Below are 22,479 nucleotides of genomic sequence, written 5' to 3'. Positions count from 1 at the left end.
CTTAAAAACTCGATTTTAGGTTTCTTCGCTTTACAATTATCCAGATGACGATTGGCGAGCCAATCATAGCAGTAATGGCGTTTACTGGTAGCACAGTGGTGCTGCCCGGCACCTGCGAAATAATATCACAAAAGAGCATAAGTATGGCACCTACCAACACACAACTCGGTATAAGCAAGCGGTGATCCGATGTGTTCAAGAAGCTGCGTGTAAGATGCGGAACTGCAATTCCCACAAAGCCTATTGGGCCGCAAAAACCAGTAATAGCACCGGCAAGCACGCTGGTCACAAAAATGATGAGCATGCGCGAACGCCTAATATTCAGCCCCATACTTTGGGCATAATCTTCACCCAAAAGCAAGGCATTTAGCGTTTTAGAAAGTAGAAAAGTGGCTAAAATACCCCCTCCAACAATTCCGCCAAGAACACCTAGCTGATGAGTTGTAACACCACCAAGACTTCCGAAAGTCCATAAAATGTATTCTTGAATTTGCTCTGGGTCTGAAAAGTATTGCCAAATGCTTACCACGGCAATGGTAATATTCGCCACCATAATGCCAACAATGAGCATTACCACATTGTCGCGAATACGGTAAGAAATTGCCAAAATAATGAGCAGTACCAAGAAAGCACCAACGGAAGATGCCAACACAATGAGCCAACTACTACCAATACCCAAAGAACGAATGGCAAAAGCCGTGGTGGCACTGCCTGCTGCCAGCATTATGGCCGCCACGCCCAAGCTGGCACCGGCCGTAATACCCAAAACAGAAGGGCCAGCCAGCGGATTCCGAAACAGTGTTTGCATTTGCAAGCCACCAACGGAAAGCGCTGCGCCTACCAATACCGCAGTGATGGTTCGCGGCAACCTGATCTTCAGGATAATATTCTGCCAAGCCTCATTTTCAACAGTTTGCCCAAGCAGTATTTTGGCCACTTCATCAATAGGAATGGTTACCGAACCTAAGCCCAAATTGAGCAAGAAAAGGCCGAGTACTACAATAAATAGCACCACAAAGGCTCTAATACTAAGACCTGTTGAAGGAGTGTTCACCAAAAATTAATTAAAGTTGATTATTGCAATTGCGCGTAGTAGACAAGCTCGTGATCGGGCAATAGTTCTGGATGAAATATGCGCACCACGTCTTTCAAAATCACCTGTGGATTTACAATCCCAGATTCGTAGTAATCGTTGCCTCCGCCCTCGGTATAGCGGCCGTAAATATTATAAATCTGTTGCTTACGGAAAGATTTAAAGTCTGTATAGCGCATGTCGCGTTGCTCAATATCGCTTAACGACTTGGCGCTACCTGGCACCATCCAGTAGTCGGCTTCCAGGCCAAATTCATATACGGTTTCAAAGTCAAGCTTCAGGCTTCCGGTAGATTTATCATTGCTCCAAGGGTATTGCACATTGGCAATTTCCAGCACGTGGTAACCAAAGCTTTTACCACCTGCCACAAACCAGGCATCGCCTTGGGCAATTCCTGTGATTGTCATTGGCCCTTGTTCTACCTTGTTCTCTACTAGCTGAAGTACCTCGTTGTATTCGCTTTCAATCTTTGAGAAGGCCGTGTTCACCTCCTTCTCTTTGTTAAGTAGAAGCGCTAAAACCTTTACCCATTCGGCACGACCAAGCAGGTTGAACTCTTGCCAGTCGGCATTCAAGAGTACGGGGATGCCTGCATTTTCCAACTCTTGATAGCTATCGTTTTGAGAGTTCGGGTAACCAACCCCTAGCAGCACATCTATTTCAGAAGCTATGGCCAATTCGGTATTGAGCATACCCGCAGGCGCCAATTCCAACACCTTCTGATCCTCAATTAGCTTATGTACTTTTTCGCTCGAAATATATTTGGCTGTCTCCACAGCCTTAAGGTTATCCAAGGCATTCAGCATTTCGAACATGCCAATGTGGGTAGTAGACATTGAGCCAATTTGTGCTACCGGCACCTGAACGGTACGGTTTTTAGCATACCCTTTTGGTTTTGGCGTACCTTTTTGCACCAAGGCAAAACGAACCGTATCTACAAAATCGTTGTAATGCCTAAATATCTGTAGCTCCTTCCAATTGTTATGGTAGGCCACATCAAAACCAACGGCATGATCTATGGAAATCTTTTCGGGAAAATAGTCGTGATTCGGGTCGAAAGACTGGGCGTCTTCCGATGATTTATTGGATGAGCTGCAGCCTACAAAAAGTGCTAGCAAAAGTAACCACGGCAAGGTGTTGTCCGCCCAACGGTGGTAATGTTTAAATCTTAGTCTCTGCATACTATGGGCTTTTCCTCAGAAAGCGGTTTAGTGAACATCAACAAAGGCAGGTCTTCTGACTTTCCCTGTTTACCGGCCTTCCCGCTCCTACATGAGCAGTGGCAAAATTGGCAAACAACAAATGGGATTACAGCAGCTGGGACTGTTCAGGATTCTCACCCGATTCCCTTTTAATTCCGACAATCAGCTTATCGGAAACCCTTGAGGTAGCGCAAATGTATGGAAAATATTTTATCTGATAATTTAAAGTTTGCTAAAGGCTGAATTCAGGTATGTGGTTGCAGAGTCTGTTTTTAGTTCGAACCATATAGGGTAATGGTCAGACATTTGGCGCGACAGCCAATGTACCCAAAAGTAATTTGGGTAGTTTGCCTCATTAAAAGTCTTGCTTGGATTTCTTCTTTGATAATCTTCTCGCGCCATGGCCCGATAAGTTTCCACATCATCTTCAAACAAAGACCTAAAGTCCAAAGTACCGCCCTTTTCAAGTCCATCTTCGCCCTTTACTATTTCAAAATACTTGTCTCTCCTTATAAAAACCCTGTCATACGTATAGTTATTCTTTGCCAGCGTGGTATCTACAGATTCAAGTTTGGTTAGTTGTTTGAAGTCGTAACCTGCAAGTAAGTCTACCGATTCATCATCTATGTTAGGGTAAAAATTGAAATCTCCCGTAAGAATGATGTTTTCATAGCCTAAACCCTGTGTTTTTAGCTTAGGGCTCATGGTTTCCATTATCCGCTTTAGCTCATCATACCTGTGCAACTTGTTCTCACTCTTTTTACCAGGATCTAAATGAACATTTATAATCGAAAAGTGCTTCCAGCCTGAAATAAAGCCTGTAATATGAGGCGTGCGTTTTAATTGCGGTCCATCCACAACAACCAACTCACCAGAAAAGCCATTAAAATCTACCCTACGTTTGTCATAAATAATTGCCCCACGTTCACTATTTCCGGCACTTCCCTCGGTTACGTCATTAATCACATATGCCCAATGTTGCCCAAGAATATTCACAAGTATCTGCAATTCCCTGATAGAGCGCCTAACCTCCTGAACTACAATCAAGTCGAATGCGGACATCATTTCTGCGATGTAGTAATGAAACTCTGGGTGCTTAGAGGTTTGGCCGAACTCCTTTAAATTCCAGTTAGCAACTAGTAGATTATCCCCCTGTTTTTTGGGAATGCCCTGCTCTACTATACTCTCCTTGATCTGGAGAATTTTCTTTATTGCTCTTTTCTTTTCTTGCTTGTTTAAAGACCGCTCGATAAAGCGCGGATGTCCGTGCTTTTCAATTTCCGATTCGGACAATAGGTCGTAGTAATTTGGCATGTGCGTGTTGGTTGAGGTTTAAAAACATTTGACTGAATTTAACCAAAAAAGTAGCCGCATCAAACAACACACCCCTAACTATCAGTCAATTACGAAAGGAATCGCTTCACAAGTTCCTCCACCTTTTGCTTGAGCACCGGAAGCGCTTCGCTTGGTTCAGTAAAATCGATATCGTGTACTTGCCAATATTCTATTTGGTTTACCCATTCAGGAAATTGCTCTTGCATCATTGGTCGGTGCTCGGTTTCATCCAAGGCAATTACCAGTTTAGCTTGCTCAAAATGTCGCTCTTCCATTTGATCTGGAAATTTGGTTACACCAAGCGGCAATTCAATTTCACTCGCATATTTCAAGGTATGCGGAGATATAAATCCTGGGTTAATTTTTCTGTAGGCCAGCAGTCCCTTTGAGTCTGCGAAAAAAGGCCGTTCTGCCATCAACTGATTAAAATATAACTCACAGAAACGACTGCGATAGTAGTTACCAGTGCAGAGAAAAAGCACATCGGGAACTGCAGTATTTACCGTTCCATTGAGCCAAAAACTAAGTGCTCCTAGCGTTTGCGCATCTATGACCTTACCGCCCTTAATAAGCACAGCAACTTCATCCTTGGTGAAAAAATCAAAGGTATGCTCGGCTTCACCTTCGGCACCTAAAAGCTCACCTATGTATATTGAAATGTACTCATTGGAATAACCTACCGATGGAGTGATTGTAATAAGGTCATGCGTGTAGCCAATATCAAAACCAGTTTCTTCCTTCAGCTCTCTGCGCGCAGCTTGCTCAGGAGTCTCATTCAACTCACTCACACCACCGGGGATTTCAAAAGTATCGAAAGGAAAATCGTTCCTTCTCATTTGAATAAGCAGCACCTTGTCTTCTTTCAGGCCAAGAATAGCACCACAGCCAGGATGATCGATTATGGCATTAAACTCAGCACGAGGGATTTTCTTCATACCACTAAGAAAGCAGAATAGAAGTTAAGCGCACATTAAGTTTGAAGAACTTGTATATGCTTCGCTCTAAGAAAACTCGATGCCGGGGCAGGATAACAGAAACCTCAATCCAAGACGGTGATTCTAGACTCGGAAAACAAGTCGTAAACGGCAATGGTAGCACTATGACCTCCGGTTTCTCCCCAAAACGGATACTTCCTGATTTTTTCTCGGCTGTCTACATATTCCGGATGGTATTCGCCATCTAGCTCGTCCCACACAATCAACATGTACTCATAAGCCATTTTGCTTTCCCGACCTTCTTCAAGCCACTGCTCAAACTGAGACTCTTCTATAGATTTAGGGTATTCGTTACCGTCAAACATGCACTAAAATTGAGGCTTGAAGGTAAGCAACAATTGGAATTTTATAGACAGCATTAGCAATCAACTTTAGAAGAAATACATCCGAGCCCTTGCCCTAAAGGAAAATAAACCGACTTGATATTAATGCCCTTTAGGGTGGGTTAAAGGCTAATCGGATTTTGATTGCCAACGAGCTTTTTTTCAAAGGCTGTAATGCACCTCAGGCAATTCTCTCAAAACCTTGGCACTATATTCTGCAGTAATGTCGCGTTGCGGATTCGCCATCATTTCAAAGCCTACCATAAACTTTTTAACTGTTGCCGAACGCAACAATGGCGGATAAAAGTGCATATGTAAGTGCCATTCTGGGTGCGCCTCTCCATCTGTTGGTGCCTGATGAATTCCCGAAGAATAAGGAAAAGAGGTTTCAAAGAGGTTGTCGTATTTAACCGTTAGGCGCTTCATAATACTGGCATAACTAGCCACTTCCTCATCGTTTAATTGGCCAATATGCTGCACCGCTCTTTTGCTAATAAGCATGGTTTCGTAAGGCCAAACTGCCCAATAAGGCACCAAAGCTACAAAGTGCTCATTCTCTAAAACTATGCGCTCACCTGCAGCCAGCTCCTGTTTCAAATAATCGCCCAACAAGGTGCATCCATGCTCAGCAAAATATGTTTTTTGCGCTTTGTTCTCCTTAAAAGGCTCGTCAGGAATGTTGCTTGTTGCCCAAATTTGACCGTGCGGGTGGGGATTGCTACATCCCATTATTTCCCCTTTGTTCTCAAAGATTTGAACGTAGTTGATGAAGTCTTTGGCGCCCAATTCTGCGTATTGTGTTTGCCACAGGCGAATAACCTCCTCTATATGGTTTTCACTCATTAAAGGCAGCGTCAAACTATGGTCAGGCGAAAAACAAACCACCCTACAAATGCCTTTTACCGTTTCGGAAACCAACAAACCATTACTAGATTTTTCCTCTTCACCTTCTGGCAAAAGCGCCCCAAAATCATTGGTAAAAACATAGGTAGAAGTGTACTTGTCGTTCTCTAGGCCGCCCGCCCGTGTGTTACCGGGGCATAGGTAGCAGCTTGGGTCGTAACTAGGCCGATTATCGGCTGGCAAACTTTCTGTTTTGCCTTGCCATGGCCTTTTTGCCCTATGTGGTGAAACAAGCACCCACTCGTTTGTTAGCGGGTTGAACCTTCGATGAGGGTTATTCTGTAAATCAACCATTGATTAATAAAGAGGCTGTAATTTCTGATGAACCAGATGAAGTTTTAACACGATAGATGGCTGGCGCTTTTCCGTAGGCTGCTTCGTATGCTTTAGAAACGCTTAACTCAAAGTCTTCTACGAAATCATCTTTTACCAAATTGATTGTGCAGCCACCAAAGCCGCCACCCATCATTCGCGACCCAAGAATTTCTTCCTTATCCCGGGTAAAATCAACAAGAAAATCGAGCTCCTTGCAGCTAATTTCAAACTCGTGCTGCAAGCCAGCATGGGTAGCATAAAGCAAGCTACCAAGCTCAGGTAAATCATTGCTCGTCATGGCTTGGCAAGCTTTACCCACCCGAGCAATTTCTTCAATCATATATTTTGCACGCTTGTAAACAACCGGCCTAAACTCATCTTTCTGTGCTTCCAAATCTTCAATTGAAGCATCGCGGAGCGCTAAGAAGTGCGGATGGTTTTGCTGCAGAATGGCAAGTGCTTCTTCGCACTCTGCCCTGCGGACATTATATTCGGAAGAGGCCAAATTGTGGCTTACCAAAGAGTCTACCAATACGAGTTGATAGCCCTGCATTTCCAATGGATAAAGCTCGTAGCTTAAGTCTCTACAATCAAGCTTCAGCGCCTGGCCTTCAGCCGCAAAAACCGATGCAAACTGATCCATTATACCGCAGTTTACACCTACATACTGATTCTCTGCCTTCTGCGCGATAAGCGCTATTTCCTTTTTGGAAAGTTCAACATTGAAGAGGTGCTTTAGGCCATAAAGTGTGGCGCATTCTAAAGCTGCCGAAGAAGACAGACCTGCTCCCAGAGGTATATCGCCCTGAAAAACACAATCGAAACCGCCAATGGCAATTTCCATTTGTACCAACTGGTCAATTACACCAATAATGTATTTGGCCCAACCGGCAGACACTTCTTTGTAAGTATCTATAGTGAAGCTAACGCACTCCTTTTTATCTACAGAATAGAGGTTAAAGGTGTCGGAGAAATTCACTCCCATCACCATACAAATCTCTTTATCTATACCCGCAGGCAGCACAAACCCGTCATTATAGTCGGTGTGTTCGCCAATTATATTTATCCTTCCTGGAGAGCGAAAAACTCTCGGTTCGGAATTGAATCTATCTTTATAAAGTTGTAATAACGCTGAATACTCCATTACCAAAACATCGCGTAAAGCGCACCTAGAATTAAAATAATACCCATAGCCAGCGCATTAAAAGTTGGGCTGGTTTTGAACAAACTCGGACCGATCTTAATTGCCTTAGGCGAATCGCCTTGGCTGGTAGCAAAAGAAATGGCTATGATAAGCGCAGAAAGTGCCAAGAATACCACGCCCATTTGGTTTAAGAAAGGCATACTTGGGAAAGCCAAATCGACCACCACACTAAACGGCACCGATGCAATAGCCGCCCAAAGTGCTCCTGTGGCAGTGGTGCGCTTCCAGAAAAGCCCGAATAAGAATAGCACTACAATACCCGGACTCACATAACCGGTGTACTTCTGAATAAACTGGAAAACCTGCTCTTCGCCACCAAGTAGTGGTTGCGCTACAAGCACAGCAATTACCACTGCAGTTAATCCTACAATTCTTCCCACTGTTACCAGCTTAGTTTCAGAGGCCTCTGGGTTTACAAAGGGCTTGTAAATATCCATGGTGAAAATGGTAGCGGTACTGTTCATCATTGAGCTCAATGATGAAAGTGCTGCGGCAATTAAAGCCGCGAAGGCCATCCCCTTAATGCCTACCGGAACCAAGTTGCCAAGCAACCATGGGTAGGCCTCATCGTATCTTGCAATATCTGCTTGCAACACAAAAGCCGCGATTCCCGGTATTACCACAATAATTGGCAGCAAAAGCTTTAGATAACCCGCAAAGGCCAAACCCTTTTGTGCCTCGCCAATGTTTTTGGCCGCAAGTGCCCGCTGAATAATGTATTGATTACAACCGAAGTAGCTAATGTTAGCAATCCAAAGACCACCTAAAATCACGCCCAAACCCGGCAAGTCCTTATAGAACTCATTGTCCTTACTCAAGATCATATCGAACTTTTCGGGAGCTTTTTCCAACAGTACCTTAAAACCTGCAGCCGGACCTGCACCAGCAGAAACAGCATCCAATGCCAAGTAGGTTGTGATCAAACCACCAATTACCAAGAAAACCACTTGGATAACGTCCGTCCATGCTACGGCCTTAAGCCCGCCATAAATGGAATAAGCTACGGCCACCGCAGCAAGCCCAACAATCGACTGTGTCATGGAAATGCCAAGCACCAAACTTAGGGCAAGCGAAGAAAGATATAGTACAGTAGTAAGGTTTACCAGCGTATAAAGAAACACCCAGAAAACTGCCAAAATCGTTCTGATTCGACTATCGTAGCGTATTTCCAAAAACTGAGGAAGAGTGAATATTTGCTTCTCAATAAAAATCGGCAACAAGTATTTCGCCACCAAAATGAGGGTCAATCCACCCATCCATTCGTAAGAAGCAATACCCAAACCTATGGCATAACCAGAGCCCGACATGCCAATGAATTGCTCTGCCGAAATGTTCGATGCGATAAGCGATGCACCAATGGCCCACCATGGCAGTGCTTTGCCCGCCAAAAAGTAATCGGCCGAGTCTTTTTTGTGTCCCTTTTTTTCTCGGGAAATCCATAGTCCGAAGGTCACAATCATGACACCATAGACAATGAACACGATAATATCTGTAGTAGAAAAGTTCATAGGTGATGAATTATTACATCGTTAAAACGTTCAAATTACGCTTTTTTATCAAATGCCACTCATGCCTTGTTCGAGTGGCAAACAGATTTAATAGGCAAACGTTTTTCTAACAGTTTAGAAAGCACAAATCATTACAAGAAATCAAGGTGCTTTAATTCAAAATTATTTAAACGTAAAAATAACGTTTAATACAAGAATTAAAAACCCAACCATGTAATTGTGGCCATTATTTTCAATCGTTTTCAATGTGACACGGCTTAAGCACTAACCTTTTTGGTTTTGTTTTAAGTTATAAATGGTCTGTAAAAAATCTAATCCTTAAATTGAGGGCTTGATTAAGAAATGAGCAGTTCGAACAATACAATGACCAACGAAAATCTGAAGGAAACCATTTTGGCTACCTACAGCAACGGCCAACCAATTTTGATGGCCGTAGACTGCATTATTTTTGGGGTAGAAAACAACCAGCTAAAGCTATTAATTTTTAAGCGTGAGGTTGAACCATTGGCCGGCCATTGGTCGCTGCTTGGTCGTTTTGTTAGACCCGATGAATCGGTGGATACAGCGGCTGAAAATGTGCTGCACGAACTTACGGGCATTCGCGACATCTATATGGAGCAGCTCCACTGTTTTGGCGACAGCAATCGTGACTCAGGGGGTCGCGTGGTTTCCGTTGCTTACTGGAGCCTTATAAAAGTGGATCAGAACCAAGACCAGTTCAGCATAGATCATCACGAGGCGAAATGGGTACCTTTCGATCAGGTTCCTGAGTTGATATTGGACCATGGCGACATGGTAACTATGGCCATTGAAAACTTGCGCGAACGGGCTAGGTTTCACCCAATTGGCTTTGAACTTGTACCGAAGCAATTTACGCTCCTGCAACTTTTGAAAGTGTATGAGGCCATTTTCTCTCATCCAATTGACGATCGGAATTTTAGAAAGAAAATATTGAAGTCGGGCTTGCTGACTAAGCTTGAGAAGAAAGATATGAGTACTTCAAAGAAGGGCTCTTTCCTTTATGAGTTTAATGAAGAAACCTATCAGAAACTCTTAAAAGAAGGTTACAACTTCGAGTTTTAGAAATTCCGGAACCCTTCTCTGAACCACTACAGCTCAAAGAAGCATTCCGGAACTTTTATTCATTGCTATTTTACATGTAGCTCTACAGATGATTTTTTAAGCCCATCGGACTTTACAGTTACCGTGGCCTTACCAGCCCTATTGGTAGAGCGTAAAATGATCATGGCTTTTCCATAAAACAGCTTTACACGGTTGCCCTGAAACGGCTCGAAAGACTGCGGATTTCCATTGCCAACACCGGCAATCTCCACACTTCCTTTCACATCAATTTCAACATATCCATCTGCCCATGGGTGTGGGTTTCCATCAGCATCGGTTGCTTCAACCATTACGTAGGAAAGGTCTTCTCCGCCTTTTTCAATTGCAGTTCTATCTGCGGTGAGTTTTAAGTTGGTCGCCTCCCCAGTAGTTGAAAGTGTTTGCTCGCCAAGCAATTCTCCGTTTTTATAAACCACTACCTTTAATTCTCCTGGCTCGTAAACCACATCTCTCCACATTAAGCGAAAACGCTCCACAGAGTTTTTTGAGGCCGGATCTTTCTGCTGAAAACCTTGAGATTTCCCGTTCAAGAAAAGCTCTGCCTTGTCGCCATTGGTATAAACGAATACAGGTACGTTCTTCCCAACTCTGTCAGGCCAATTCCAATGCGGCAAAATGTGTATGGTCTTTTCCTCAGGCATCCAATAACTTTTGTACAAATAGTACCTGTCTTTCGGAATTCCAACCATATCCACAATGCCAAAGTAAGAGCTGCGAGAGGCCTCTTTATCGCCAAAGCCCATTCCCTTTACTGAGCGGTTATCGTATGGTGTTGGCTCACCCAAATAATCAAAGCCGGTCCAAACAAATTCGCCAGCAATGTAAGGTTCGTCTTGCTGCCACATAAAATCGTCATCACCAATTTCAGCCCAATCTGGTGCATTCAGGTCGTACGAACTTACCTGTAAAGATTTGGTGAAGTCGGTCTTTTCTTCAGGTAAAGGAAATTCATAAAAGCCTCTTGTACTTACTGTAGAAGCTGATTCGCTAATCACCACCGATTTGTTAGGCTCCATTTGACGGGCCAAACGGTATCTTCTCCCATAATTCCAGGCGTGCACATCGTACAAATCGAAGTGGCGCATAGATGCCCCCTCCATATTGTCGTTTACCAAAGTAGTTGGACGCGTTGGGTCGTACTTGTTCACGTAGTTCAACATGGTGTGCAGGCGCTTAAAACCGTTGTTGATATTCCACTGCACATCGCCAATCTCATTCCCCACACTCCACAAGAAAATAGATGGGTGATTTCTGTCGCGTGTTACAAAGCTTTTGATGTTTCTGTGTGCAAACTCATCAAAGTCTGTGTCTTCAAGAATATCCGCTTTGTTATCGTACTTATCGAATACTTCATTGAACATCAATAAGCCCATTTCATCACACAGTTCCAGTAGCTCAGGTGCCGCAGTATTGTGGCTGTTTCTAATGGCATTTACCCCCATCGACTTCATGATCTCTAACTGGCGCTGCATGGCTCTTTTGTTGAAAGCAGCACCCAAAGGACCATGCCCGTGGTGAAGATTCACTCCTTTTAGCTGAACCCTTCTTCCATTTAAATGAAAGCCGTCATCGGCAGTAAAAGCAATTGTTCTTACTCCGAACTTATTGCGTGTAATATCTACCGCATTTCCATCGCTCAAAATGTGTGTTTCGGCTGTGTAAAGTGCAGGATTTTCAACATCCCATCGCTCGGGGTCTATCAACCTAATATCAACTTCCAAGTCGGCTGTTCTACCAGCTTTCACAGTTCTTGAAATGGTATCTTGCCCTACTTCAATACCATCAGGGCTGAAGATTTTCTGCAAAACCGTAATCTCAGCATCTGCCGAAGAAGTGTTCTTTACTGCGGTGCTAATTCTTACATCAGCGTAATTAGGTTTTACAATTGGCGTGGTAATGTAGGTGCCCCAAACTTCAGCGTGAACTGGATCGGCAAACACCATGGTTACTTTGCGGTACATACCCGCCCCCGGATACCAACGGCTACCATGCTCGCGCGTATCAGCATGCACGGCAAGCAAGTTGTCCTCTCCAAATTTCACCGCATTGGTTACATCTAGATAGAATGAATTGTATCCATAATCCCATTCACCTACATTTTCTCCATTGAGGTAAACCTTAGGAAAAGCCATTACCCCATCAAAAACTAAGTAAACGCGTTTTCCTTCAGCACTTGCAGGAATTTCAAGTTCATTTCTGTACCAGCCTTGGCCTTTCCATGGCAGCTTGCCGGTACTCCCGTTTCCATCAATCTCAAAAGGCCCCTCAATGGCCCAGTCGTGCGGTACGGCTACTTCCTCCCAGTCGGCATCCTTAAAAGCCGGTGCGAAGGCATTTGCTTGTTCGCCTTTAGCAAACTTCCAACCATTACGAAGTACCGTAGAAGTACGCTCTTGCCCCAAGGCACTTTGGCTAAGGCACAGGCATATAAGTGCTACCGTGGCGAGTAGCTTTGAATTTATATAATCTCTCATCTGATTAGTGTTTAGTCTTCTTTGGCCCCATTGTAAAAGCTCAAAGCCAATGTTGCTTTGTTGCTATGGTCGAAAAGTGTGGCGTTGTCCCAATGAGACCCCTGCCCCCACTGCGTGCTGCATCCGGTAGAAACCCAAGCCGGCTCCCAATACACTAAACCGGCACCCCCTGCCTCAGAAATTACTGCTCCGAGTTCTAGCAGGTAATCCAATTGCCCTTGTTGAGAAGCTGGGTAACCAGAAATCAGCGCATCGTTGTTGAGGATATTGTTCGCAGGGTCATTATTCTCCATGGTGAATGGATAGGCGGTTTCAACCACCATTAGCTGCTTGCTGTAGGTGTCAACCAATGTTTTGAAGGCGTCTCCAACATTATCCAGATTGTACTCTGACCAAATTGGGTAGTAAGAAAGACCAATCCAATCATAGTCTGTCACTCCTGCATCTGTAGCCTGTTCAAACCACCAAAGTGCATTTTCGGGCTGGGCAATATGGAGCATTACTTCAATCTCCTTACTGAAGTCAGATGAAGCATCGCGCACGGCTTGAATACCGCTATTGATTAAGGCGGAGTTTCTATTCCAATCGATTGGCCATTCCAACTCACCTTGCTGTAGCATCATGCCATTAATTTCGTTACCTACTTGTACCATTTCTGGCAGCAGGTTTTCCTCGCTCAGGTGTTCTAACGTCTCGTAAGTATAATCGTAAAGCAACTGAGTGAGTGCTTGTGTATTGTCTATTTGGTCTGCCCAAGCGGCAGGAATCTCTTGTTTTGCTGGGTCTGCCCATTCATCTGAATAATGAAAGTCGAGCAACACGTTCATACCAAGCGCTTTTGCTCGGCTAATGGTTTGCTTTGCGTCTTCTAGGTCAGAGTAGTCAGTCCATTCAGCATTGTGCCAAAGTCTTACCCGAACCAAGTTGGTTCCGGCTTGTTGAAAAATCTCGAAAGGATCTTGCGCATCGCCATCGGCATTGTAATAAGTGGCTCCGCAGTCTTCCATTTCGTTTACATATGAAAGGTCTGCGCCATAATAAGATAGGCCTGTAACAGGAGGCGTGGTAGGGTCATCTTCTCTTGGGCCTACTTCGATGCCACCATCGTCAGAACCACAAGAAGAAAATAAGAAAAGGCTGAAGAGTATTTGGAGCATACCAGATCTCATCATTTTATAGGGGTTTAGTTTTTTGGGTAGGTAGTTTTCTAAAGAAAAGGAAGGGCAGCGAACCACCCTTCCTTTGGTATTTTCAACACTGAATTAGTTCAATGTGATTGTCTTGTTCGCTGTATCTACAGTTAGGGTATAAGTACCCGGAGTTCCGATAAAGCTAAAGTTGCTATCGCCATCTTCAGCATTTTCGAAGTTCGCATCAATAGTGTAACCTTCATCTACAAAGTATGGGTAGTTCAATCCAGAACCCCAATCAGTATCAACTGTGAAGAATCTGAAAGCACCATTGGTTAACTCTACATCCACTGAGTAAACGTAAGGATCAACTTCAACCATTACAGGTCTGTTTGCCCAATCCCAACCGGTTTGAACAATGGCCTCACCTACTAAGTAGTACTGGCTTTCATTCAAAGTGATGGTTTTGTTCACATCGTCAACTACTAGCTCGTAAACACCTGGCGTTCCAATAAAACGGAAGTTATTATCACCATCGGCAGCGTCCTCAAAGTTTGCATCGATAGTGTAACCTTCGCTTACATAGTAAGGGAAGTTCATGCCAGAAGCCCAATCGCCTTCAGTACTAAAGAAGCGGAAAGTTCCGTTGATCAATGATACGTGAGTAGATCTTACATCGTTTTCGCAAGTGAATTCAATTGGAGAAGACCAATCCCAACCTGCATCTTCAGTAGCTTCACCTACAGCCCAAATAGAAGCACAAGTTCCATCAGGTTGTCTTTCGATTACCTCAATGTTCAAAGGCTCAATTTCAGAGATCATTTCGGTTGGCTCACCTTGGCCTGCGCCTACAAAAGCACGCAATCTGAAGTAAACCTGACCAGTATTGCCCATATCAGCAGTATTTGGATCATCATCAAGACCTAATTCTTCGGCCATATCCAACAACACACTTACAGTAACACCAATATTAGTTTCGGCTGTTGATCCTACAATTTCTGAAGTAGCGAAAGTTGGATCAATAGAACCGTGCAATTCGTAAGTAACGTTTACAGGCGCACCAAAATCCGCCTCATTCCAAACAAATCTTTCAGCAAGGTTGTCTGCTGTTTCTTCAGACAAAAGGTAGTTCGAAGCGAAGGAGTTTTGAAAAGCAACTCCCTCTTCGCTTGGAGTGGCAATAAATACCAGTCCGTCATCTTCAGCACAACTAGCTACAAAGAATAGCGCTAGCACTGCCAACATGTATGTTTTTATAGTTTTCATATTTCTAAATTCTTTAAGTCGATTAGTAACCAGGGTTTTGAGTTAAGTTAGGGTTAGCGGCAAGGCTAGCCTCAGGAATTGGGTAAATAGCCATGTGTGCGCCAAGCGGAATACCGTTTGGTGCATTACCCTTCCAAGACCAGTTGTAGGCACTACCGGTATATTTACCGAAGCGGATTAGGTCTTGTCTACGGTGAGCCTCCCAATGTAACTCAACTTGTCTTTCATCTAAGATTAAATCGAGTGTAAGCGCGCTCTGGCCAATTGTATTCGGGTTATTTGCCCTAGTTCTCAAGTCGTTAATGTAACCTACCGCAGTAGTAGCAGAACCTCCACCACCTCTTAGGTGTGCTTCAGCATACATTAAGTACACATCAGCCAAACGGAACATTGGGAAGTCTGTATCAACAATCTCGTTGGCGCTACCATTTGCTCCACCAGAAGTTTTGTTAGACCATTTACCAATAATGTACCCTGTAGAACGGTCTGCAATATCAGAAACCTCAATAGTACGATCAGCTGTGATCAAAGTATTTCTATCATCCGTTCCGTAAGAACCATTCATGAAAACCTCTGAAAACTGCTGAGTAACTCTTAGGGCTCCACCCCAGCCACCTGCAGCGACACCAAAGTCACCACCATTAGCCTCTGTAGAACCAACTTGGCCGTTGATCATAACTGTAGTTGGGCCGTAGTTTTGCGTAGTAATACCATCAGAAACCACAGGGAAGATGATTTCGTTGCGCGCAACGGTTTCATCATTGTCTGCCATAAAGTTCATCAAGTAATCTGGCGTTAACTCAAAGCCCGCTGCGATAATATCTTCGCAGTAGCTTAGGCAGTCAGCATATCTATCTTGGCCAATGTAAACTTCAGCATTCAAATAGATCTTTGCTAAAAGCATCCAAGCAGCAGCTTTATCCGCTCTAGCGTATTCGTTCATCAATGGCTCAGCCATTTCAGGTAAAATTGCCAGCAATTCAGATTCTACGTAAGCAAAAAGCTCGGCTCTATCTGCCTTTGGCGCCTGGTAAGCTCCAACAGGATCATCCTCTGTAATCATTGGCGCTTGACCAAACAGGTCCATCATATTGTAATAAGCCATTGCTCTTAAAAAGCGAGCTTCAGCTCTATACACCTGAATATCGGCTCTTGTGGCATCATCCACACCTCTATCATTCAGTGCGCCATCGGTAGTTTGTCTTAGGTACTCGTTTGCGTAAGAAACAGAATTCATTAAACGACCGAACATCCCCCTTAAGATTGGGTTTGTAGCACTCCAAGTGTTTCTGTTCAAAGAGCGTAATCCTGGGTCGTTTTCCCAAGACCAAACAGCACCGTCACTTGCCAATTCGTTCAAGTTCCAAAGCCCACGACCGTACTGAGAAGTACCAGCATCGAGCCCTTGAATACTTGAGCTACCCGGACCAGAAGGCCCTGTAAGTGAAAGGTTACCATATACACCGGCAAGCCCCTGTTTGTATGATTCCGGAGTTGTGTAGAAATCATCTACCAAGATTACATCCGGATCGTTAGGCGTAACATCTAGCTGTCCCGTACATGCTGAAAGCAGTACAAGTGAGCATACGATTGTTATATATTTTTTCATATCTAAGTTCATCACAGATTAGAAATTGAATTTCAGCGCTAAGAAGTAAGTTCTTGCTCTAGGGTAAATGGTGTTATCAATACCATTATTGAATACCTCAGGGTCAATGCCAGAGTAGTTTGTAATAACAAACACATTCTGAACACCCGCTGAAAGATTTGCTCCCTTCATACCTTTGAACCACGGATTAGTGAAGTTGTAGCCCAAAGTAATGTTGTCCAACTTAAGGTAAGATGCCTCCTCAATGTAGTAGTCTGAAGTGATTACGTTCTCAGTAATTTCAAACTCAGAGTCCAAAGTAGAAACCGGAATGTTAGACAACACATTGTTCAACTTAATGTTAGCCAACTGCGCATTTACAGAGTTAACGTTGTTGTAGTTGTACTGACCTAAAGCAGCTCTTAGGTTAAAGCTTAGATTCCAGTTCTTATAGTTCATGTTAGAAAGGAAGCCCATTGTTACATCAGGAATACCATTTCGGTGCAAGTAACGATCCTCATCGTTGATCACGTTATCACCGTTTAAGTCGGCATAAGCACCTTCAATTGGCATACCTGTTTCGTCATACACTTGCTTGTGTACGTAGAACATGTAAGGTGAATAACCCACTCTGTGCAATTGAATATTACCGCCTGTACCACCTGCAATTCCACCTGCTAAGATATCGGCACCAAGGGCCAACTTGGTAATCTCTTGAGTAATGAAAGTGGTATTGTAATTTACATTCCAGTTAAAACCTTCGTTAGACCTGATAATATCACCGTTGATACTGAACTCAACACCTTGAGTAGTGAAGTTTCCTAAGTTTTGGATACCTGCGTTGCTAAAGTTAGAACCATCAGCAATTGCTGAGTTAGTCAAAAGATCTTTAGACTCTTTATAGAAGTATTCTACCGAACCAAAGAAACGATCGTTGAACAAGCCAAAGTCTACACCAATGTTGGTGGTCATTGTTTCTTCCCACTTAATTACATCGTTACGGAAAATTGGCACACCAACTTGCAACACTTGGTTACCGAACTGGTATTGAGAGGTTGGTAAACCAATTGAATATCTTGGTAAATAAATGTCTCTATCACCAATATCCTGCTGACCTGTGATACCCCAACCAGCTCTTATCTTCATGGTAGAGAATACGTCAGAGTCTGGGAATAAATCCTCATTAATTTTCCAAGAAACTGCCGCTGCAGGGAAGTAACCCCATCTATTATCTTCAGCAAAACGAGAAGTACCATCAGCTCTGTAAGAAAGCGTTAAGAAGTACTTGTTATCCATTGAAAGGTTTGCTCTACCGAATAAACCAATCAATACAAGATCTGGAGAAACGTTATAAACTGGCTCAGAGTCTTCTTGGTCGTTCAATAGTTCACCAGAACTCCAGTTGTCATCTTTAAACTTCTGGAAAGAGTAACCAACAGTACCTTCTACATTAAACCTTGTAAGCTCTTTTGCATAGCGCAAGTAACCATCAAACAATCTGTTTACTCTGTAGCTGGTATATTCTGAAGATGACCCCAAGAATAACTGATCTGGTGGCTGAGTAACTGGACTTTCGTTAGAGGTTCTGCTAAAGCCTTCGCCACTCTGCTCATCGTAACCCAAGTTAACTGTAGCAGTAAGTTCTGGGAAGAAAGGTAGCGTGTAGTCCAATTTAATGTTACCAAACACTCTGTTAACAGTACTTCTGTTTTCAGTTTGCATAAGGTTGGCTACTGGGTTCCAAGCCGCAAACGGAGTTAAATCGTTTACATCCCAAACACCATCGTTGTTATCCTGATAGTACTGGAAGTATCCACCAAAAGGAGATTCCTCATCGTAAACTGGCTGTGTCGGGTCGAAAGTGATCGCATTACCTTCTTGACCACTAGCAAAGCGGTTCTTCTCAAGTGAGTAGTTTACGTTCACGCTAACTTTAAGGGCATCGTCAAAGAAAGACGGACGCATGTTTAAAGTTGCTGCACTTCTTTCAAACTCCGAAGTAAGACGAATACCTTCTTGGTCGGTTCTGTTCAAGCCAATTCTAGTCGGCACTTTTCCGAACAAAGAACCTTCGGCAGAAAGGTTGAAGTTGGTCGAAACACCTGTTCTGTAAATCTCTTCTTGCCAATCTGTGTTAGCATCGCCAAGATCACCTACTAAGTCAGGTCTTCTTTCGTTAATTAATTCACGGTACTCATCGGCACTAAATACATCAAACTTATTAGCCAATTGGCTTACATTCGTTTGCATACCAAGCGTAATATTTAGCTGGTCTTGAGCCTCTTTAGTAGTAATAATAATTACCCCGTTAGATGCTCTAGAACCATAAATAGCGGTAGCCGAAGCATCTTTCAATACAGTAAAAGACTCAATCTCATTTGGGTTCAAAGAACTCAAAACAGAACGAGACCCACCTACTGAAGTATTCTCAATTGGCAAGCCATTAATAATAATCAAAGGATCGTTCGAAGCATTTAGCGAAGCACCTCCTCTAATTCTAATAGTTGACCCTGCACCTGGCTCACCGCCTTGATTAATGGTCAAACCGGCCACACGGCCATTCAAAAGACTTTCTGGCGTAACAATGTTACCCTTGTTAAAATCTTCCTCAGAAATTGCTTCCATCGATCCGGTTGCATCCTTAATATTAGTAGTACCATAACCAATTACCACCACATCGCCCAAGGCTTGTGCAGTTTCGGCCATTACTACATCCAAGGTTCCTGTGGCTACCGTTTTCTCTAAGGTTTCAAAACCTACAAAAGAGAAAACCAGCACATCGCCTGCGTTCACGCTAAGTTCATAGCGCCCCTCTGCGTTGGTAAACGTACCCCGTGTGGTGTTTTTTACGGAAACCGTAACACCGGGTAGTGTACCACCATCTGATGCAGCACTTACCACTCCTCTCACGGTCATGGTTTGACCAAATGCCTCTGTACTTACCGCCATTAATAGCAGCAAAGAACAAAGCCACGAGCAGAGCGATTTAGTGCCCATAGTTAGTTTAGTTCTCATCATAGTTATCACTCATTATGGATTCATTATGCTACTAATTTCAGTTGTTTAATGCCCGTTTCAAATGCAATCGTTTGTTACGCTTCAGAAGGGCGATTTCTATGAGAAAAACTCATTTAAAAGTGGAATTCGCGCTGAATCGTGGAAATCGTTTGAACATGGCCACATTAAAAAATGAGGCTGTTTTTAGCACTCATAAAATAATACGACCGTTAGGCTTTCAAACCTTGAAATTATTAAATGTACTTTTTACGTTTATAAAAGTAAGTAAATCAATTCAGAAAACCATAAAAATATTATCAATGGTGTATGCAAACGCTTGAAACCTTTCTCCCAAGTGGATTTTAATCACCATTTTTGATGGAATTAGGCGCATTCACCAATAATTATTTCGTACTAAAATGTATAACATGCGAAGAAGAGAACTCACTTATGTTGCAAGCCTTATAATGGTTTGCCTTGCATTCGCCCTAGTGCCTAACAGCCTAAGTGCACAGAAAAAAGATGTGTATGTAGACAAGAAAGGCGTAATGCGTTGGGGGCACAACAAAGAAGAAGTAAAAGGATTTGGGGTAAACTACAGCGCCCCTTTTGCCCACGCTTACCGCTCGGCCAAAAGACTTGGCGTAGATGTAAAACAGGCCATTGATAACGACATCTATCATTTCACGCGCCTAGGCTTCGACTTGTACCGTATTCACGTTTGGGACACGGAAATCAGTGACACTCTGGGCAACCTGCTTACCAACGAGCACCTGGATGCATTCGATTACCTACTTTCTAAATTGAACGAACACAATATTAACTATGTAATCACTCCAATTGCATATTGGGGCAATGGCTGGCCAGAACCAGACACCGAAACACCAGGTTTTAGCCATAAGTATGGCAAAGGCAATAGCCTTTCGGAGCCAGGTGCTGAAGCAGCGGGGCAAAACTACTTAAAGCAGTTTTTGAACCATGTAAACCCATATACGGGCGTGGCCTACAAAAACGAGCCAAACCTAATTGCGTTTGAAGTGAGTAATGAACCTCACCACCGCGGAGAAGGCAGTGAGGTAACTCGATTTGTTAAAGGCATGGTTGACGCCATGAAAAGCACTGGTACCAAAAAGCCCATTTTCTACAACATTAGCCACGGTGTTCACTTTGTAAACGATTACTTTGAAGCAGGAATAAATGGTGGAACGTTTCAGTGGTACCCAACCGGATTGACTTATCAAAAGGAGATTCCGGGCAATTTACTGCCTAATGTAAACGATTACGACATTCCATTCGACAAGGATATTTTGGCGAACAAAGGTGCCAAGTTGGTTTATGAATTTGATGCAGCCGATGTAGGCCGATCGTACATTTACCCAGCCATGGCCCGTAGTTTTAGAGCGGCCGGCATTCAAATAGGTACACAGTTTGCCTACGACCCTACATTTATTGCCCCATATAATACGGAGTATAATACGCACTTTATGAACCTCAATTACACCCCACAAAAAGCCATTAGCTTAATGATTACGGGAGAGGTTTTTCACCAAATACCACGTTACAGCAGCTTCGATGCTTACCCAGCGAACACATCGTTTGGCGACTTTAAAGTTGACTACAAAGAAGATTTAGCCATTTACAATGCTAACGACAAATTCTTCTACACCAACAATACCCAAACAGCACCTAAAAACGAAGCAGCCTTGACCAAAGTGGCCGGCTACGGAAACAGCCCAATAGTAACATACGATGGGCAAGGAGCTTATTTTCTAGATAAAATTGCCAATGGTTTATGGAGATTGGAAGTAATGCCAGACGCTATTTGGGTAGACAATCCTTTCGGTAGAAATAGCCCTAAGAAAACCGTAGCAGTAATAAACTGGGCCACACATAACATGCAAATTGGGCTCAACGAATTAGGAAGTGATTTTTCTATTGAAGCGATAAACGATGGAAACACTTATACTGCTAAAGCAAACGGCACCTCGTTTGACATTCGTCCAGGCACATACATGTTATCAGCAGAAGGCAACACAGCACAATGGAACCGTGGTGATGCTTTTGGAACAAACAGGTTGAGCGACTTCTATGCGCCAGCAACAACCGTGGAAAAAGCATGGTTTAAACATGAGCCGCAAAAGCAAATTGGCAGTAATGAGGATTTAACCATCAGTGTTCAGTTTGTTGGGCCTAAAACACCAGAAGCTGTTCAGCTGATTACCTCTGGCTGGAGAGGCGAAACCATAGACATGGAAAAGGATGGTTATACCTATTCCACAACTGTCCCAGCTGATAAAATCAATGGCGATAGTTTTAACTACTTTATTAGCATAAAATATGCAGACAACAAGCACGTGACCTACCCTGCCGGAAACGAAGGTCTGCCGAGCGAATGGGACTTTTATAACAACGAGCCATATTCCGTGGCCATAAAAAGTCCATCACAACCAATTTATCTTTTTGAAGCTGTAGAGGATGTAGCCGATATGGTGACCAGCAAGTGGGCGCGCGGTTTCAAAATGGTGCCAGCAGGCAATAGGGCCTCCGAATACCAAATGAACCTAGAGAAACTATTCACCCCAGACAATGAAAACCTGAATGCAGCACCGGTTTACGATTTCTCGTTTAAGACTTACATTCTTGATGATATTGCAGGAAGAACCAGCGATTTGAAGCAGATGAAGAAGCTTGTTTTTGAGGGGCGTTCGCTCAACAATAAAAACGACAAACTTCAGGTTGCTTTTGTGCTTGATGATGGTGCAGCTTATGGAGTCACTATAAACCTAACACCTGAGTTGAAAGCATATGAACTTAGTTTGGCAGACCTAAAGCCTGTAAAAACGGTTACTATGCCAAGGCCTTACCCAAGCTTTTTGCCTTACTTTTTGGAGCACAATATTGCCGCTCCGTTCGATATTGAGCGAATAGAAAGCGTGCAGTTTTCTATTGGTCCTGGGCTTGAAACAAATGAGCTAGAGCAAGCACACGGGGTTGGAATAATCCGATTGAGTTTGCAGCAATAAG

The 22,479-nt window shown here is 43.4% G+C and carries 15 protein-coding genes and 1 riboswitch; of the genes, 2 read left to right on the top strand and 13 right to left on the bottom strand.

What is annotated here, in order from left to right; translation table 11 throughout:
• Nucleotide 1: 1 nt before the first annotated feature.
• From BMW98_RS05140 to BMW98_RS05105, 8 genes are all read right to left on the bottom strand, one after another.
• Nucleotides 2-1,054 carry a FecCD family ABC transporter permease gene (locus BMW98_RS05140; protein WP_245733492.1) on the bottom strand — a complete coding sequence of 351 codons (1,053 nt, stop codon included), beginning with the start codon at nucleotides 1,052-1,054 and terminating at the stop codon, nucleotides 2-4.
• A 20-nt stretch (nucleotides 1,055-1,074) separates the two neighbouring features.
• Nucleotides 1,075-2,274 carry an ABC transporter substrate-binding protein gene (locus tag BMW98_RS05135; protein WP_090257443.1) on the bottom strand — a complete coding sequence of 400 codons (1,200 nt, stop codon included), beginning with the start codon at nucleotides 2,272-2,274 and terminating at the stop codon, nucleotides 1,075-1,077.
• Nucleotides 2,275-2,302: 28 nt separating this feature from the next.
• Nucleotides 2,303-2,492, bottom strand: a riboswitch (cobalamin riboswitch).
• Between the two features lie 25 nt (nucleotides 2,493-2,517).
• Entirely contained in the window at nucleotides 2,518-3,609 is a 1,092-nt protein-coding gene (locus BMW98_RS05130; protein WP_090257442.1) for an endonuclease/exonuclease/phosphatase family protein, read from the bottom strand.
• Nucleotides 3,610-3,698: 89 nt separating this feature from the next.
• The gene (locus BMW98_RS05125) at nucleotides 3,699-4,565 is read right to left on the bottom strand and encodes an NUDIX domain-containing protein (RefSeq protein ID WP_090257441.1); all 867 of its coding nucleotides are present in this window, start codon (nucleotides 4,563-4,565) and stop codon (nucleotides 3,699-3,701) included.
• 104 nt (nucleotides 4,566-4,669) lie between these two features.
• Entirely contained in the window at nucleotides 4,670-4,930 is a 261-nt protein-coding gene (locus BMW98_RS05120) for a hypothetical protein (RefSeq protein ID WP_090257440.1), read from the bottom strand.
• A 180-nt stretch (nucleotides 4,931-5,110) separates the two neighbouring features.
• Nucleotides 5,111-6,145, bottom strand: a complete 1,035-nt coding sequence (locus BMW98_RS05115; RefSeq protein ID WP_090257439.1) for a UDP-glucose--hexose-1-phosphate uridylyltransferase — start codon at nucleotides 6,143-6,145, stop codon at nucleotides 5,111-5,113.
• A complete protein-coding gene (gene galK, locus BMW98_RS05110; RefSeq protein WP_090257438.1) occupies nucleotides 6,138-7,310 on the bottom strand; it encodes a galactokinase in 1,173 nt (390 codons plus the stop codon). Before galK ends, BMW98_RS05115 begins: the two co-directional genes overlap by 8 nt.
• Nucleotides 7,310-8,878, bottom strand: a complete 1,569-nt coding sequence (locus tag BMW98_RS05105) for a sodium/sugar symporter (RefSeq protein WP_090257437.1) — start codon at nucleotides 8,876-8,878, stop codon at nucleotides 7,310-7,312. The genes galK and BMW98_RS05105 overlap by 1 nt, the downstream gene beginning before the upstream one ends.
• A gap of 342 nt (nucleotides 8,879-9,220) precedes the next feature.
• On the opposite strand from BMW98_RS05105, the gene BMW98_RS05100 reads away from it, so the two are divergent.
• Nucleotides 9,221-9,961 carry an NUDIX hydrolase gene (locus tag BMW98_RS05100; RefSeq protein WP_245733490.1) on the top strand — a complete coding sequence of 247 codons (741 nt, stop codon included), beginning with the start codon at nucleotides 9,221-9,223 and terminating at the stop codon, nucleotides 9,959-9,961.
• Between the two features lie 65 nt (nucleotides 9,962-10,026).
• On the opposite strand, the gene BMW98_RS05095 is transcribed toward BMW98_RS05100, so the two are convergent.
• From BMW98_RS05095 to BMW98_RS05075, 5 genes are all read right to left on the bottom strand, one after another.
• Nucleotides 10,027-12,474 (bottom strand): glycoside hydrolase family 2 TIM barrel-domain containing protein, encoded by a 2,448-nt coding sequence (locus BMW98_RS05095; RefSeq protein WP_090257435.1) that lies wholly within the window; start codon nucleotides 12,472-12,474, stop codon nucleotides 10,027-10,029.
• 11 nt (nucleotides 12,475-12,485) lie between these two features.
• Nucleotides 12,486-13,646 (bottom strand): glycoside hydrolase family 53 protein, encoded by a 1,161-nt coding sequence (locus BMW98_RS05090; protein ID WP_090257434.1) that lies wholly within the window; start codon nucleotides 13,644-13,646, stop codon nucleotides 12,486-12,488.
• A 90-nt stretch (nucleotides 13,647-13,736) separates the two neighbouring features.
• Nucleotides 13,737-14,870 carry a SusE domain-containing protein gene (locus BMW98_RS05085; protein WP_090257433.1) on the bottom strand — a complete coding sequence of 378 codons (1,134 nt, stop codon included), beginning with the start codon at nucleotides 14,868-14,870 and terminating at the stop codon, nucleotides 13,737-13,739.
• 22 nt (nucleotides 14,871-14,892) lie between these two features.
• Complete coding sequence (locus BMW98_RS05080) at nucleotides 14,893-16,479, bottom strand: RagB/SusD family nutrient uptake outer membrane protein (protein ID WP_090258218.1); 1,587 nt, start codon at nucleotides 16,477-16,479, stop codon at nucleotides 14,893-14,895.
• Nucleotides 16,480-16,497: 18 nt separating this feature from the next.
• Nucleotides 16,498-19,476, bottom strand: coding sequence for a SusC/RagA family TonB-linked outer membrane protein (locus BMW98_RS05075; RefSeq protein ID WP_090257432.1), 2,979 nt, complete (start codon nucleotides 19,474-19,476; stop codon nucleotides 16,498-16,500).
• A 407-nt stretch (nucleotides 19,477-19,883) separates the two neighbouring features.
• On the opposite strand from BMW98_RS05075, the gene BMW98_RS05065 reads away from it, so the two are divergent.
• On the top strand, nucleotides 19,884-22,478 hold the full coding sequence (locus BMW98_RS05065; protein ID WP_090257430.1) for a hypothetical protein: 2,595 nt from the start codon (nucleotides 19,884-19,886) through the stop codon (nucleotides 22,476-22,478).
• Nucleotide 22,479 lies beyond the last annotated feature (1 nt).

The organism is Roseivirga pacifica (assembly GCF_900111145.1).
In the GTDB taxonomy this organism is placed as follows: domain Bacteria; phylum Bacteroidota; class Bacteroidia; order Cytophagales; family Cyclobacteriaceae; genus Roseivirga; species Roseivirga pacifica.
This window is presented reverse-complemented; position numbering and strand designations above follow the sequence as displayed.